The sequence below is a fragment of the Pantoea sp. PNT03 genome (genome assembly GCF_014852515.1).
Classification (GTDB): domain Bacteria; phylum Pseudomonadota; class Gammaproteobacteria; order Enterobacterales; family Enterobacteriaceae; genus Pantoea; species Pantoea leporis.
In genome coordinates this window covers 19896-34932 of the sequence record NZ_JACVBT010000004.1, presented here as the reverse complement: position 1 = coordinate 34932, position 15037 = coordinate 19896, and the positions used below count along the sequence as shown (strand labels likewise).

General features: G+C 55.5%; 13 protein-coding genes. 4 read left to right on the top strand and 9 right to left on the bottom strand.

Annotated features, from left to right (window positions below; all coding sequences use genetic code 11):
- Positions 1-382 precede the first annotated feature (382 nt).
- The 3 genes from yhcN (IB226_RS14685) to yhcN (IB226_RS14675) all read left to right on the top strand — a co-directional run bounded on the left by yhcN (IB226_RS14685) (position 383) and on the right by yhcN (IB226_RS14675) (position 1370).
- On the top strand, positions 383-646 hold the full coding sequence (gene yhcN, locus IB226_RS14685) for a peroxide/acid stress response protein YhcN (protein WP_101762851.1): 264 nt from the start codon (positions 383-385) through the stop codon (positions 644-646).
- A 90-nt stretch (positions 647-736) separates the two neighbouring features.
- Complete coding sequence (locus IB226_RS14680; protein ID WP_007891990.1) at positions 737-1003, top strand: YdgH/BhsA/McbA-like domain containing protein; 267 nt, start codon at positions 737-739, stop codon at positions 1001-1003.
- A gap of 100 nt (positions 1004-1103) precedes the next feature.
- A complete protein-coding gene (gene yhcN, locus IB226_RS14675; RefSeq protein ID WP_008101968.1) occupies positions 1104-1370 on the top strand; it encodes a peroxide/acid stress response protein YhcN in 267 nt (88 codons plus the stop codon).
- 50 nt (positions 1371-1420) lie between these two features.
- Here yhcN (IB226_RS14675) and IB226_RS14670 read toward each other — a convergent pair whose 3' ends face one another.
- The 5 genes from IB226_RS14670 to aaeX all read right to left on the bottom strand — a co-directional run bounded on the left by IB226_RS14670 (position 1421) and on the right by aaeX (position 6389).
- Entirely contained in the window at positions 1421-1690 is a 270-nt protein-coding gene (locus tag IB226_RS14670) for a hypothetical protein (RefSeq protein WP_192236529.1), read from the bottom strand.
- Between the two features lie 25 nt (positions 1691-1715).
- Positions 1716-3170: an NAD-dependent succinate-semialdehyde dehydrogenase gene (locus tag IB226_RS14665; RefSeq protein WP_192236107.1), complete on the bottom strand. Its 1455-nt coding sequence runs from the start codon at positions 3168-3170 to the stop codon at positions 1716-1718.
- A 111-nt stretch (positions 3171-3281) separates the two neighbouring features.
- Positions 3282-5234 (bottom strand): p-hydroxybenzoic acid efflux pump subunit AaeB, encoded by a 1953-nt coding sequence (gene aaeB, locus IB226_RS14660; protein ID WP_192236105.1) that lies wholly within the window; start codon positions 5232-5234, stop codon positions 3282-3284.
- Positions 5235-5245: 11 nt separating this feature from the next.
- Complete coding sequence (aaeA, locus tag IB226_RS14655; RefSeq protein ID WP_192236104.1) at positions 5246-6175, bottom strand: p-hydroxybenzoic acid efflux pump subunit AaeA; 930 nt, start codon at positions 6173-6175, stop codon at positions 5246-5248.
- Between the two features lie 10 nt (positions 6176-6185).
- Positions 6186-6389: a p-hydroxybenzoic acid efflux pump operon protein AaeX gene (aaeX, locus tag IB226_RS14650; protein ID WP_021508145.1), complete on the bottom strand. Its 204-nt coding sequence runs from the start codon at positions 6387-6389 to the stop codon at positions 6186-6188.
- A 258-nt stretch (positions 6390-6647) separates the two neighbouring features.
- Here aaeX and aaeR point away from each other — a divergent pair, with 258 nt between their 5' ends.
- Positions 6648-7565, top strand: coding sequence for an HTH-type transcriptional activator AaeR (aaeR, locus tag IB226_RS14645; protein ID WP_101762846.1), 918 nt, complete (start codon positions 6648-6650; stop codon positions 7563-7565).
- 41 nt (positions 7566-7606) lie between these two features.
- Here the strand turns inward: aaeR and tldD are convergent, their stop codons facing one another.
- From tldD to IB226_RS14625, 4 genes are all read right to left on the bottom strand, one after another.
- Positions 7607-9052: a metalloprotease TldD gene (tldD, locus tag IB226_RS14640; RefSeq protein ID WP_192236102.1), complete on the bottom strand. Its 1446-nt coding sequence runs from the start codon at positions 9050-9052 to the stop codon at positions 7607-7609.
- A 64-nt stretch (positions 9053-9116) separates the two neighbouring features.
- Positions 9117-12935, bottom strand: coding sequence for an AsmA2 domain-containing protein YhdP (gene yhdP, locus IB226_RS14635; RefSeq protein WP_192236100.1), 3819 nt, complete (start codon positions 12933-12935; stop codon positions 9117-9119).
- A gap of 46 nt (positions 12936-12981) precedes the next feature.
- The gene (gene rng / locus IB226_RS14630; RefSeq protein ID WP_101762841.1) at positions 12982-14451 is read right to left on the bottom strand and encodes a ribonuclease G; all 1470 of its coding nucleotides are present in this window, start codon (positions 14449-14451) and stop codon (positions 12982-12984) included.
- Positions 14441-15034 (bottom strand): nucleoside triphosphate pyrophosphatase, encoded by a 594-nt coding sequence (locus IB226_RS14625; RefSeq protein ID WP_101762840.1) that lies wholly within the window; start codon positions 15032-15034, stop codon positions 14441-14443. Before IB226_RS14625 ends, rng begins: the two co-directional genes overlap by 11 nt.
- Positions 15035-15037: the final 3 nt, after the last annotated feature.

The window sequence follows — 15037 nt, the reverse complement described above, 5'->3', positions numbered from 1 at the left end:
CCTGTCGGTTCTTTTCAGCCGCTATCATTGGTACGACCTTTATGCCCGTTTAACCTTATGCGCTATTTTACGCTGCTTTACACATTGTGCTCAGTGTCTTTCCCTTCTCTATCTGTATCAGCCAGCGAGATCAACCACGATCTTTCGCACTAAAAGATAATTTGATGTAGATCATTGTTTTTACGGTGAAATAACCACCTATGGTTAAGATCCAGGCGTTTTTTATAACTTCAGGTTCTAAAAAAGTGCCATAAGGATAAAGAATTACAACCAAACATTATTAGCTCGGTATTAATTTCATGGGTGATTAGATCTATACTTGTTTTCGTGATGCAAATCACACGAAAGAAAAAGATAAAAATAGACGACGAGGAAAATTATCATGAACGTTAAAACTACTATCGCGACTTTAAGTGTTCTCTCTGCCCTGTCATTTGGTGCTTTTGCAGCAGATTCTATTAATGCCGAACAGGCAGCGAATCTGCAACCTGCGGGCACCATCAGCGTCAGCGGCGTGGGCGGTTCTCCAATGGATATCCGTCAGCAGTTAAACGATAAAGCCGACCAGCAAGGTGCTAAAGCCTATCGCGTGGTTGAGGCGAATACCGGTGACAGCTACCACGCAACCGCTGAGCTGTACAAATAAGTTATTGACTTAAAAAGCAATGTGAACGGCGACCCGTTTGAGACGCTCTTGCCTCTCAGGTTGCCGGCCCCCATTTCAGGAGAGTGAATCATGAAAACCAAATTAGCTATCGCAGTACTGGGCCTGGCTTCTGTTCTTTCTTTTGGCGCGAGTGCCGCCAGCCTGGTTTCAAACCAACAAGCTGAACAGCTGCAATCTCTGAACCAAACCATCAGCGTGAGCGGTGTTGACGGCGACCAAACCAACGTGCGTCAGGAACTGTCACAGAAAGCCGATGCGCAGGGTGCCAGCCATTACCGCATCATCGAAAGCAACCGTGGCGATACTTTCCACGTAACTGCTGAACTGTACAAATAATCACTAATTGAACGTCCGGTGCCTTGATGGCGCAGGCAATAGATCGACGACCCGCCACCCCTTTTCTGCCGCAGGTTGTTGATTAAACGAGGAGAAAATTATGAAAATCAAAACAACCATCGCAACTGCTACTCTGCTTTCCCTGTTCGCCTTTGGTGCTTCTGCAGCACAACTGGTCACCGAACAACAGGCGCAGAATCTGCAACCTACCGGCAGCACCATTTCAATCAGCGGAACCGGCGGTTCGCCAATGGACTATCGTGCCGAGCTTTCTCAGAAAGCGGATGAGCAAGGTGCCAGCGCTTACAAAGTGATTGAAGCGAAAACCGGCGACAGCTACCACGTGACAGCTGAGCTGTATAAGTAATTCCTCGTCAATTAAGACGAACCCTTTGGCCCCGCTCGCCGGGGCCCTTTTTACTTTATATTGAAGCGGAGCTGGCCTTCCAGCTCCTCTTCTGCTTCATCAAATAGCAGGATTAATGCGCCATACCGGCGTTTCTGCCCTTTCCCCAGATTTACAAATTCAATCTCCAGCGGCAACGGCAGTTGCTCACCGACAATCGCATTCCAAAGATCGTCAAGATCGTTGATGGCGAGATCGGCTAACGCAAAACGATCGCTAAACTGTCGATAAAAATGGGCTTGATCGACAATCTCGTCGAAATCGAAACGCTCGGTTCTCATCATGACGCCCTCTTGGTTGTTGCGGCTAGCTGAGTCCGCCGAGGTGCAACGCTTTAACTTCCAGATACTCTTCCATCCCCAACACCGATCCTTCGCGTCCCAGTCCAGACTCTTTCACGCCGCCAAACGGTGCCAGCTCAGTGGATACCGCGCATTCGTTAATGCCGATCATGCCCGCTTCCAGCGCCGCTGAGACGCGGAACACCCGTTGCAGATTCTGCGTGTAGAAGTAAGCCGCCAGGCCAAATTCGGTATTGTTAGCGCGCGCAATCACCTCGGCTTCATCGTCAAAGCGGAAGCAGGCCGCAACCGGACCAAACGTCTCTTCCTGCGCCAGCTTCATCTCTTCATGCGCTTCGCCAATCACCGTTGGTTGCCAGAAGTTGCCGCCAAGAGGATGACGTTCGCCGCCGACCAGCAATTTGCCGCCTTTACTCAATGCATCTTTGACGTGCTCCTCCACTTTCTCCAGCGCGGACGGCTCAATCAGCGGGCCAACGATCACCCCTTCTTCCACGCCATTTCCGACTTTTAGTTTGCCCACCGCATCGGCCAATTGATTAACGAAGCGATCGTACACCGCGTTGTGCACATAGAAGCGGTTGACGCTGACGCATACCTGTCCGGCGTTGCGGAATTTGTTGGCAATCGCGCCCTGCACCGCCGCATCAATATCGGCATCATCAAACACGATATAGGGCGCGTTGCCGCCTAACTCCATCGAGACTTTTTTCATGGTCTCAGCCGCATTACGCATCAGCGTTTTGCCCACCGCGGTGGAACCGGTAAAGGAGATTTTGCGCACCGCCTTGCTGGCCATAATCGCGTCGCTGATGGCATGCGTATCGCCCGCCACCGCATTGAGTACACCATCAGGCACACCGGCTTTCTGCGCCAGCGCCAGCAACGCGAAGGCGCTCAGCGGTGTGTTGTTAGCGGGTTTGATGATGCCGGTACAGCCCGCGGCCAATGCGGGGCCAAGTTTGCGCGTCAGCATCGCCATTGGGAAATTCCACGGCGTGATCGCCGCGACCACACCAATTGGTTCCCGCGTCGCCAGAATGCGCGAGCCTGGTTTAGCCGGCGGGATGATTTCACCGTTGGCGCGTTTCGCCTGCTCGGCAAACCACTGAATAAAGCTGGCGGCGTATTCCACTTCACCTTCGGCTTCTTTAAGCGGTTTACCCTGCTCGGCCGTCATCAACTGGCCGAGCCATCTTTTATTCTCGATGATCAGCTGATACCAGCGATAGAGGATTTCGGCACGCGCCTTGGCGGTTTTATCGCGCCAGGCGGGAAACGCACGCTGCGCGGCGGCAATCGCCTGTTCGGTTTCTTGCTGGCCGGCTTTCGCCACGTTAGCGATAACTTCGCCGGTGGCAGGATTGGTCACCTCAAAGGTGGCGCTGGCGTTATGCCATTGACCATCAGCAAAATAGCCGGTCTTGAATAATTCGTGTTGTTGCAGGGAAGTGGACATCGGTTTTCTCCTGTCAGTTTGCGTCCTGTCAGGAAAGTATAGATGCCAATATCAGAGGTTTTTGTGTCAGCGTGGGATCTAAAAGGCCGCTGCAGGTTGCAGCGGCCAGTTTCAGATTTGTATTAAGGTGTTCTGATACTTATCCAGCATCAGTGCCAGCCGTTTCACCGGCTCGGTGACGTTATCAGGCGCAGCATAGTGCTGCAGCTTCTCCTGATACACATCCAGCTCCTTCAGCAGCCGCTCGAAGTAATAGCGCCGCTTATCATCGCTGGTCGCGGAGATAATGCGATCGGCGGTGTAGCGCAGCTGGCGGTGATAGGCCGATAACTCTGCATTCACCGGCACTTCGGCATTGCGCAGGCGTTGATGGCCGATAATCAGCGTCAGCGCGATACGGTATTTATCGATATCGCCGGGGAACAGGTTGAGCAACAAAAACAATTGCTGATACAGCGCCGGCAAGTGGTTTTCACGACGACGCGCCTGATTAGTGGTCAGCGCAGCAACTGCGGCATACATAAAGCGATTCAGCAGTTTACGTCCGGTACGCTCTTTGGATTTATCGCGAATCAGCAGAATCACCATCATCGCTACAAAGCAGCCAATCACCTGGCCCAACACGTTATCGAGGAATACGTTGAACTCGAACTTCATCGGGTTATCCAGCACCAGCACGTTGATGGTACCAATCAACGCCCCCAGCGTACCCAACTGACGACGCTGCACGAAGATGCCGCCGATAAAACCCAGCGCGCCGATGGCGATACACAACAGCAGCGCACTTTGCTGGGTCGCGGGCAGAATAAAGATGAAGTAGAGCGCGCCGAGCGGCACCGCAACCGTCATGCCGTAAAGGAAGTCTTTCGCCATCATCAGCGGACTCGGCATACGCATCGCCAGCGCGGTAATCACCGCCAGCATCACCATGCAGCCGCTGCCTGATGTCCAGCCGGTATACAGCCAGAACAGCGATCCCAGCGCGGTGGCGACGAATGTACGTATACCGTTGATCATCGCGTGATGGGTTTCCGCAGAGCGCGCCTGAATCACTACCTCACGCTGCAGAATGCTCTCTTCCAGCGTGGTGATGCGGCTATTACTTTTAATGCCGTTAATCAGCAGCAGATATTCAGTGGCCGCGCCGACCCAACTCGCCAGCGTCACCGGCACGGTTTTGCTGCTCACGCCAATCAGGCGACGCATCACCTTCATGCGCTTATGCACATCGTTGACGCTGTTGACCTCTTTTTCGATCAGCAAACGATAGTGCGGTGGAATGTATTCCGGACGCGAGTTTTGAATCAGGAAAGTTTCGGCGGCCTGCGTGATCAGCGTCAGCGATAAGGTGTTGAGCATTTGCAGGCGGCGGCTGGAGTTTTTCCAGCGTGAGGATTCCATCATCAGCTGGCCGCGCATGCCGTTGAGTGCCGTGGTGCGACGCACTAACGCGCTCCAGGCTTTATCCACTTCCTCTTTGTCTTCATGCGCGACGCACAGCTGCAGCAATTTGTAGTGCGCCACCAGCAGCGCATCCACTTCCTGCTCAATCACTTTTTTGATCGAACGCGGCGAGAACAACATGTCGGCGAGGATGGCACACAGAATACCGATGACGATTTCACTGCAGCGCTCAACCGCGTACTGCGGAGCCAGCGTTAAGCCGCCGCTGGCATCCGCCGTCACCACGATGATCAGCGCGGTGTAACCGGCAAGGCCCAACGCATAGGAGTTTTCGACTTTGATCAGCGAAGAGAGCCACACGCACATGCCGGCCCACATACAGCACAGCAGCAGCATCACCACCGGCGCGCGCACCGTGGCAATCATGATGGTGAGCGCGGCGATACAGCCAATAAAAGTACCGATGATGCGCAGAATGCCGCGATAGCGCAGCGCGCCAGAATAGGGATCGCCCCCCGCAGCAAAGGCGGTACCACCGGCCACGATGCCGGCGGTCATCACCGCCCAACGCGGCGTTTCCAGATTGAAGTGAAAGCCAATCATCAACGCCGCAACCAGCGCGAAGGTGAGCTTCACCGGGAAACGCAAAAACTCAATCATATCGCCCTCGCTTAACCAAACTCACGCAGGCGATTGAACAACTGTGCCAGCGGCGAGACTTTGGTTTTGCGATCCTGCGCACCGGTGATCACCACCGTCGCCGTGGTCCCCGCCGGGAAGCGGTTGCCCGGTTGCTCGTCGAGACGAATACGCACCGGCACACGCTGCGCCAGACGCACCCACTCCAGATTCGAGTCGATGGTTGCCATGCCTTTGCTGTCGCTGGTGCTGCTGCTGTTGGTTACGCCCGCCGCGATGCTGTCAACGGTGCCGCGCAGTACCGCGTTGCTCCCCAACGGCGTGATTTGCGCGCGGAAGCCCGGACGCACGCCATCCAGCTTGGTCTCTTCCATATAGGCCAGCACATAGAAGGAGTGCTGTTGCACCAGCGCCACGGCTACCGAGCCGCGCGTGATGAATTCGCCCTGATAGACATTGAGGTTGGTGACCCAGCCGTCAGATGGCGCTTTGATAGTGGTGCGATCGAGGTCGATCACCGCCAGGTCGCGCGTGGCCACAGACTTCGCCAGCTGATGCTCGGTGGTTTGCAGATCGTTATTGGATTGCTCAATCGCTTCACGCGACATGGCGCTGGTACCCAACTGATTGCGGCGACTGGCTTCACGGCGTTTTTCACTCACTAACGCCTGGTAATACTCGACATCCGCCTGGGCTTCGTCCAGCGCTTTTTGGTAGCGCGGACGGTCAACCACAAACAGCGTGTCGCCTTTTTTCACCAGCTGGTTGTCGTGCACCGGCACGTCAGTGATGATGCCGGTGACGTCAGGCGAGATCGCCACCACATCGGCAGAGAATTTGGCATCACGCGTCCACGGTGATTCGGTGTAGAACACCCAGGCGCGGAAGATGATCACGATGGCGATGACAACCAGCAGGAGTGTAATCGCGTATCGCGCGATTTTTCTTATTAGCGCTTTCACTTAAAAAACCTCAGACGAATAAACGGGATACAAGGTAAAACACGCAGCAATACAGCGCAGTGTTAAACAGTGCCGGATGCCAAACCAGATCGTAGATCCCGCTAGGCGTTAGCACGCGTTTCACCAGCCAGAACAGCGCCAGTGAAACCAGTAGTTCAATGAAGATGGGCGGAAAACTCAGCCCGAATACGACAAATACCGGAAGCACACTCATTTCGGATCCTTAGTTCGACCTTACCGGATTGCACCGATACCTGCCCACGTGCCGTATAGCACGTTGGGTTTACGATCAGGGGATGACGGATAAACTGATGGCAACATTCAGGCCGCGTTGAGCTAATCATAGCGTATCATCGGGCTAACACAGCCGTGTTCAGGTGCAGTGAAGAGACCCAGCGCGCGTATAGTAACGCGCTTGACTATACGTTTTCTACATATTGTGAGCTAAATCACTTTTTAGCCAGAGTAAACAATGGATCGACTTAAAAGCATGTCCATTTTCGCCAAAGTGGTTGAATTGGGTTCATTTACCGCCGCGGCGCGCCAGCTACAGCTTAGCGTTTCGTCTATCAGCCAGATTGTCGCCAAACTGGAAGATGAGTTACAGGTTAAATTGCTTAATCGCAGCACGCGCAGCATTGGCTTGACTGAGGCCGGAAAGATCTATTTTCAGGGCTGTCGCCGCATGCTGGCGGAGGCGTCGCAGGTACACGAGCAGCTGTACGCCTTTAACAACACGCCGATCGGTATTCTACGGATCGGCTGCTCATCGACGATGGCGCAGAATGTGTTATCAGCGATGACCAGCGAAATGTTACGCGAATATCCGGGTTTGGGCGTCAATCTGGTGACGGGCATTCCTGCTCCCGATTTGATTGCCAACGGTTTGGATTTGGTGGTGCGCGTGGGCGCGCTGCAGGATTCGAACTTGTTCTCGCGTCGGCTGGGTGCAATGCCGATGGTGGTGTGCGCGGCGAAGAGCTATCTGGCGCAGCATGGCACGCCGGAAAAACCCAGCGAGATCGATAATTTTTCGTGGCTGGAATATAGCGTGCGGCCGGATAACACTTTTGAACTGGTTGCGCCGGAAGGATTGGTTACCCGCCTTACGCCGCAAGGCCGTTTCGTCACCAACGATTCGCAGACGCTGATACGCTGGCTGAAAGCAGGTTGCGGTATCGCCTATGTGCCGTTGATGTGGGTGATTGATGAGATCAATGCGGGGGAGATCGATATTCTGTTCCCGCAATATCACTCGGAGCCGCGCCCGGTCTATGCGCTCTATACTGAGAAAGACAAGCTGCCGCTGAAAGTGCAGGTGTGCATTGATTATCTGACCGAGTATTTCAGGCAGGTAGCGCAGCAGTATCAGCAGCATCGGAAAGGTTGAGGGCAGATGTTCAGGTCGCCATACATGGCGACCTGACAACGTTAGGCGGTACCACCTACGGTGATTTTATCCAGCTTCAGCGTTGGCTGACCCACGCCAACCGGCACGCTTTGTCCCTCTTTACCGCATACGCCGACGCCTTTATCCAGCGCCAGATCGTTGCCGACCATCGAGATCTGCTGCATCGCTTCGATGCCGGAGCCAATCAGCGTGGCGCCTTTTACGGGCGTCGTTACTTTGCCGTTCTCGATCAGATAAGCTTCTGAGGTGGAGAACACGAACTTGCCGGACGTAATATCAACCTGGCCGCCGCCGAAGTTTGGCGCGTAAATGCCGAACTCCACGCTTTCGATGATATCTTGCGGCGTCGATTTGCCTGCCAGCATGTAAGTATTGGTCATGCGCGGCATTGGCAGGTGCGCGTAAGATTCACGGCGACCATTGCCAGTTGGGTTGACGCCCATCAGGCGCGCATTCAGCTTGTCCTGCATGTAGCCTTTCAGCACGCCATTTTCGATCAGCATGTTGTACTGGCCCGGCACGCCTTCATCATCGACCGCCAGCGAACCGCGCAGACCTTCAATGGTGCCATCGTCAACCACGGTACACAGCTCTGAAGCCACCAGCTGGCCCATTTTGCCGCTGAATACCGATGTCGCACGACGGTTGAAGTCACCTTCCAGACCGTGTCCAACTGCTTCGTGCAGCAGCACACCCGGCCAACCTGCGCCCAGCACCACCGGCAACATGCCAGCGGGTGCCGCCACGGCGGAGAGATTGACCAGCGCCATGCGCACCGCTTCGCGCGCCCAGGCATCGGCACGCACATCACCGCTCTCATCAGCGAGGAAGAATTCATAACCGGTACGCGCGCCGCCGCCGCTTGAGCCACGTTCGCGTTTACCCTGATCTTCCACCTGCACGCTGATGGAAAGACGCACCAGCGGACGAATATCTGCGGCCAGCGTGCCGTCAGTTGCGGCGACCAGCACCTGTTCGTAAACACCGCTCAGACTGGCATTCACTTCCTGCACACGTGGATCGGCAGCACGCGCCACTTTATCAACACGGTGCAGCAGGGCAATTTTGTCTTCGCGCGTCAGGCTATCCAGCGGATTAACGGGCGCATACAACGAACGGTTCAGCACCGCCGATAAGGTATGCGCTTTGCCGTTGCCTTGTTCACGCACGATGCTGCGCGCCGCTTCAGACGACTGACGCAGTGCATTCAGGGAAATCTGGTCAGCGTAGGCGAAACCGGTTTTCTCACCGCTCACGGCGCGGACGCCCACGCCCTGATCGATATGGTAGGAACCATCTTTAATAATTTTGTCTTCCAGCACCCAGGATTCGTGGAAACTGGACTGGAAATAGAGATCGGCATAATCCAGACGACGTTCTGAAAGCTGCCCTAACAGGGAATAAAGGTCCTGCTGATTAATGCTGTTCGCAGTTAGCAACTGCTCACTTACCAGATTCAGAGTCATCGTTTCTCACTCATTATGTGCTCGGATAGTCATAGCCTGCGGCAATTACCCGACGGCGTCAAATTCACTTCTTCTCGTCTTCACGCGGTTTGCGCAGTACTTCATTGATTTCCGGCTTATCCAGCGGTCCGCTGATGTGGTAACGCAACAGTGAAATCTTATTCCACAGCGGTCCCAGCACTTTGCTGGCGGCGAAGACCGCAGCACCGACCACCGGATTGATGACGAATGCAGTGGCGACGCCAACCGACGCGGAGATTTCCGGGGCGACCACCGCTTCCATGTCGATCTGACGCTTCACCAAATCGATGTTGCCCTTCATGGCGATATCCGCTTCCAGGCCATCCACCAGCAGGTTATCGGTACGCATCACACCGTTTTCAATCCACGCGGTGCCATTGATCGAATCGAAATAGAAACCGTCACTAAAAGTGTCGCTGAAATCGAAGCGCATCTTGCGTAGCAAGGCATCAAAGCTAAACAGGCGCAGTAACTGCCCGGCGCGACCGGTATTCACATCGGCGATCTCACCTTTGCCAAAGTGGGTTTTCAGCGTACCGCTTAGCGTCTCTTCCGATGGCTGCCACGGCGCAGAACGCCAGTGCAGATCGTAATCGAGTTTAAACGGTGCATCGCGCAGCGGCGTATTCATGCCAAACCAGTTAGCCGCATCATTGATGTTGTCGCCGCTCAGGCTGCCCTTCAGCGAAGTGCGCTGATCGCCGGGTTTATTCACCCATTCCCCCGCCACATTTAATTTTGAGCTGCCAGAATCAATCGAGGCGTTAGTGAGTGCTAACGTATCGCCTTGCGGCTGTAACTTCGCCTGCATATGGCCAAACTTCTGCCCGCGAATCCAGCACTCATCACAGTTGAGCTGCAACGCTGGCCAGCTGCTGAAGTTGATGTTGCTGCTGTTGCCGCCAAACGGCGATGATTTTCCATCGCTTTTCTCAGCCCATTCAGGATTGTAGTAAAGATAGCTCAGGTTGATCTGCCACGGAGAGCGCTGCGCCGTCTGCAAACTGCCACGTGCTTCACGGCTCTCCAGCTGCAAGTGGGTATTGCCGGCTGGCCCCTGCGTAACGGTAGCGTTAACGTCGTGCCATTGCTGACCACCAAGCGTCAGCGCCGGTGTGCGCAGAATAAAGTCGCCCGGCAGCGCCGCGCCGCCCACTTCCGGCTCGCCCTGAGCGTTACGCGCACTGCCCGCGCCAGCCATCATCCCCATCCAGGCTTCGCCGTTCAGCGGCGGGAGATTCAGCTCCATGCCGCGCTTTTCCGGCAGCTTCGGTGTGCTTTTCGCATCATTCAGCCAGATCCCGCGATCAACGCGCAGCTGCGGCTCCAGAATCCAGCGGCTATTGAAACGATGGCGCTCGCGCACGCTGCCGCTCAAGGTAAAGCCTTTCAGATCGCCATCCGCGTTGATGGTAATCGGCATCGCTTCACCAGCCGCTTTATCCAGCGGTGCAGGTAAGTGACTGCTTACTGCTTTGCCCTCGCCTTGCAGTGCAACTTTGTAGGTTGCGCCACCTTTATGCGGCAGCGTGATATCCACATTGCCCTGCCACGGTAAAGAACCGTCTAACTGGCGCGTGATGGCATCCGGCAGCACCTTGAGTTTACCTGGCTGCCAATCGCCCAGCAGTTTGACGTTCACGCCAAAATCGTTGGGATTCTCTTTCGTGCTGAAACTCACGCCGGTTGGCTGCCCGAACCAGTTGGCCTGCAGCTCTTCACTCTCCAGATTGCCGTTGTTGTAACGGAAGCGGCCGGTGAGATTGTTTAGCGTGGTATTTAACGGCTTGATATGCAGGCTGTTGTTGTTCAGCACCACATTGCCGCTGGCGTGCACCTGCTCGCCATCCAGTGGAATATCAAGATTCAACGTGCCGCGCACATTGCCGCCAATCTGTAGCTCCTGCAGCGCCGCGCCGAGCGTCGGTTTCAGCGGCGTTTGCTCGAAATAGTCAGCGATTTTTTTGCCTTCGCCGCTGATGTCACCATCGATGATCAACTTCTCTTTCAGGTAATCCGGAATCACCGCGCTGACATTGCGCGCATCAACCTCGCCGAGCCGGGTTTTATCGGCTTTCATCCACAAACCGTTGTTGAGGAAATCGAGATTGATGTCGAGGTTTTCCAGCGCAGGCCAGCCTGGCTGGAACTGGAAGGTGGCATTGCGCAGCGGAACCCAAACTTCAAACATGCCGTCATTGTGTTTGAACGGGAACAGCGAGGGATCGCCAGCAAACAGCAGCGTGGCGTTATCCACCTGCCCACCTTTAATCGCGTCACTGAGATAGTGAGTAAGATCGTGACCCATCAGCTGCTGCGGGAAATAACGCCACGCATCGCCAGCATCGGTAACGCGAATTCCGGCGAGAATATCGAGGCGCGGCGCGCTACCCAAATTCTGCTGGTAGCGGAAATCGCCGCGTGCCCACAGCGAACGGGCCTGCACATCCAGCTGATGTCCATCCAGCGTTAAGCCGTTAGCATCGCGCAGCCAGTTGAGCTGGCCAGTGATCTGTTTAATCTGCAGCGGAGCCGGGAACATATCGCCGTACGGTACTTCCGCCTGGCCCATCGCCACATCCAGCAAGCCGTTGTTTAAGCTACCGCTGGCGCTCCCGCTGAGATTGCTGATACCCGGCAGTAATTCCCACTGTTGCCAGGCGAGATCGCGCCATTTCACCTGCAAACGCGTTTGCTCAGGCTGCTGCAGCGGGATATCCAGCGCCAGCGCATCAATGTGGCCGCGCGGCTGCAGCGCACGCCAGTTATCCAGCAAGGTTGGGGAAAGCGGTGCAAACAGCGGAACGATGGGCGCCAGACGTTCTAAATCCAGCTGCGTGGCACGCACGCGCATCTCCGACGCACTGTTGGCGCCGAGCATCTGCTTATCTTCCGGCTTCCACAGCAGGGAAAAATGTCCTGGCGCCCATGCGATGCCATCCGTTCTCAAGCGGGTTTGCGGTACCGAAAGGCTCCAGCCATTCTGGTAGCGCGACAAGTGCGCGGTTAAGCCATCAACCTCTAATTGATGATCGCCCTGCTCGCCGCGCCAGCGCGCGCCACCTTTGCTCAACAGCAAATCACCGGCGTAAAGATCGCCATCACGCAAATTTGCCCACGCGGCCAGACTGAAGCGCGCGCTTTCAAGGCTGGTGTTATCACGCAGCCACGGACCAATCCACGGTCGCACATCCACATCATCGGCCTGCATCCAAATGCGGCCATCGCTGAGTAAGCCGTTGCTGTCGTTGAGATCAAGTCGCACCTGCACCACGCCATGCTGGCCGGTAAAACTGGAGAGGCTCACTTCGCCCTCGGCGCGGTGACGGGTATTTTCGTTCAGCCAGGTAAGGCGCGGAATCGCCAGTTCAGCATGCTGGCCGGACGGCGTCAGAAAACGGATGCTGCTGTCGCGCAGATCGAAGTGGTCGAACTGACGCAAAAACAGATCGTTGATTTGCGCCGGTTTGAAGCTGTTCTTCTGTTCGTCGCTGGTGAACAGCGGATGATTGGTTTCGAGATGCAGCTGCCAGAAGGTGAGATCGCGGAATTGCCAGCGCCAGTGCAGCAGCGATTGCCACACGTTGAGCGCCAGATTGACGCGGCCGATGGTCAGTTGCCCATCTTCCTGCATCGCGACGTTGAGATTGCGCATCTGCAGCGTCGGGCCAAAATTCTCCCATTTGCCCTGCAGTTCGCTGGCCGTCACCGTGACGCCGCTGACGCGTGAAATCGTCTGCAGAATATCACTGCGATAACTGTTGAGGTGCGGCATCACGAGGCGCAACCCGCTGACCAGCAGCGCCACAATTACGATGATTGCGGCGAGCAGCAGTAACAAAATCCTCGGCAACCGCCTCACACACCTCTCCTTGCTGTCCGTTGGCTTGCGGAACTCAACCTCAAAATCACATCATGACGACATCAAACTGCTCTTGGGTATAGAGCGGTTCAACATGAACTTTGACCTGTTTACCGACGAAGATCTCCACTTCCGCCAGCGCGTGTGACTCTTCGCCCTTTAACGCGTCGCCCACCGCCGGGGAAACGTACACCAGGAAACGGTCGGAATCGTAGGCGTGATGCACGCGCACAATTTCACGCATGATCTCATAGCAGACGGTTTCCACCGTTTTCAAGGTGCCGCGCCCTTTACACACCGGGCAATCGGCGCACAGCACATGTTCAATACTTTCACGCGTGCGTTTACGCGTCATCTCCACCAAACCGAGCGCCGAGAAACCATTGATGCCGGTTTTCACCCGATCTTTGCTCAGCGCGCTCTCCAGCGAATGCAGTACGCGGCGGCGATGCTCGTCGTTACTCATGTCGATGAAATCGATAATGATGATGCCGCCGAGGTTGCGCAGTCGCAGCTGACGCGCGATCGCTTGCGTCGCTTCAATATTGGTGTTGAAGATGGTCTCGTCGAGATTGCGGTGTCCGACAAACGCGCCGGTGTTGATATCCACCGTGGTCATGGCTTCGGTTTGATCGATAATCAGATAGCCGCCGGATTTTAGCTCGACCTTACGCTCCAGCGAACGCTGGATTTCGTTCTCAACGTCGAACAGATCAAAAATCGGCTGTTTGCCGCTGTAAAGCTCCAGCTTGCTGGCCATTTCCGGAATATATTCGCTGGTGAATTCCACCAGCAAATCGCAGGTCAAACGTGAGTCCACGCGAATGCGATCCAGCGCGGCACCGGCGAAATCTCGCAGTACGCGCTGCGCTAACGCCAGCTCACCGTACAGCAGGCAGCGCGTCTGATTACGCTTTTTACGCTCGCTGACTTTGGTCCACAAACGTTTCAGGAAAGCGGCATCCTGCGACAACTCTTCTGAACCAATGCCTTCCGCAGCGGTACGAATAATAAAGCCGCCGAGATCGTCACAGTGCGCAGCAACCACCGTTTTCAGTCGTTCGCGCTCGGCTTCGCTCTCAATACGCTGCGAGACGCCGACATGTGACGCGCCAGGCATAAACACCAGATAGCGCGAGGGCAAGGTAATGTCGGTGGTGAGGCGCGCACCTTTGGTGCCCAGCGGATCTTTCACCACCTGCACCATCAGATCCTGGCCGGGACGCACCAGCTCGCCAATGTCGCGCACTACAAAATTTTTCTTCTCATCACCCGCTACGCACTCGGTGTGCGGCATGATGTCGGAAGCGTGCAGAAAGGCGGCTTTTTCCATGCCGATATCGACAAAGGCCGCCTGCATGCCAGGTAAGACGCGACTGACGCGTCCTTTATAGATGTTGCCCACGATGCCACGTCGTGCTTCACGCTCAATGTGGATTTCCTGCAGAATGCCGCCATCAATGTAGGCAACACGGGTTTCCGAAGGTGTCACATTTACCAGCAGTTCAGCCGTCATCTTGTCCCCTTAACGCCCGCAGTGACTGAAAATGACTCAGCAGCTCACCGGTCTCAACCAGCGGCAATCCCACCACGGCGTGATAACTTCCATTAATCTTGCGGACAAAATTGCCGCCAAGGCCCTGAATTCCGTACGCGCCGGCTTTATCCATCGGCTCGCCACTGGCAATATAGTGCGAAATTTCCTCCGCCGTCATCGTGCGGAAGGTCACGTCCGTGGTCACCAGACAATCCAGCTCACGCTGCGTATCGGCCAGCGCCACCGCAGTCATCACCTGATGAGTTTGTCCCGACAGCTTGCTCAGCATCGCGGCGGCGTGCGCGGCATCCTGCGGTTTTTCCAGTACTTCACCGTTCAGTACCACGATGGTATCAGCACCCAGCACCGGCAGATCCTGCGGTGCCACCGCGACGCCCGCGCGCGCCTTATCTGACGCCAGACGACGCACGTAAGCGTCAGCCGCTTCTTCAGGCTGACGCTGCTCTTCTACGTGGGTAATCAGGCGTTCAAATTGCAGACCAAGCTGCGTTAACAGCTCACGTCGACGCGGTGAACCGGATGCGAGGTACAGGCTTATCATAGT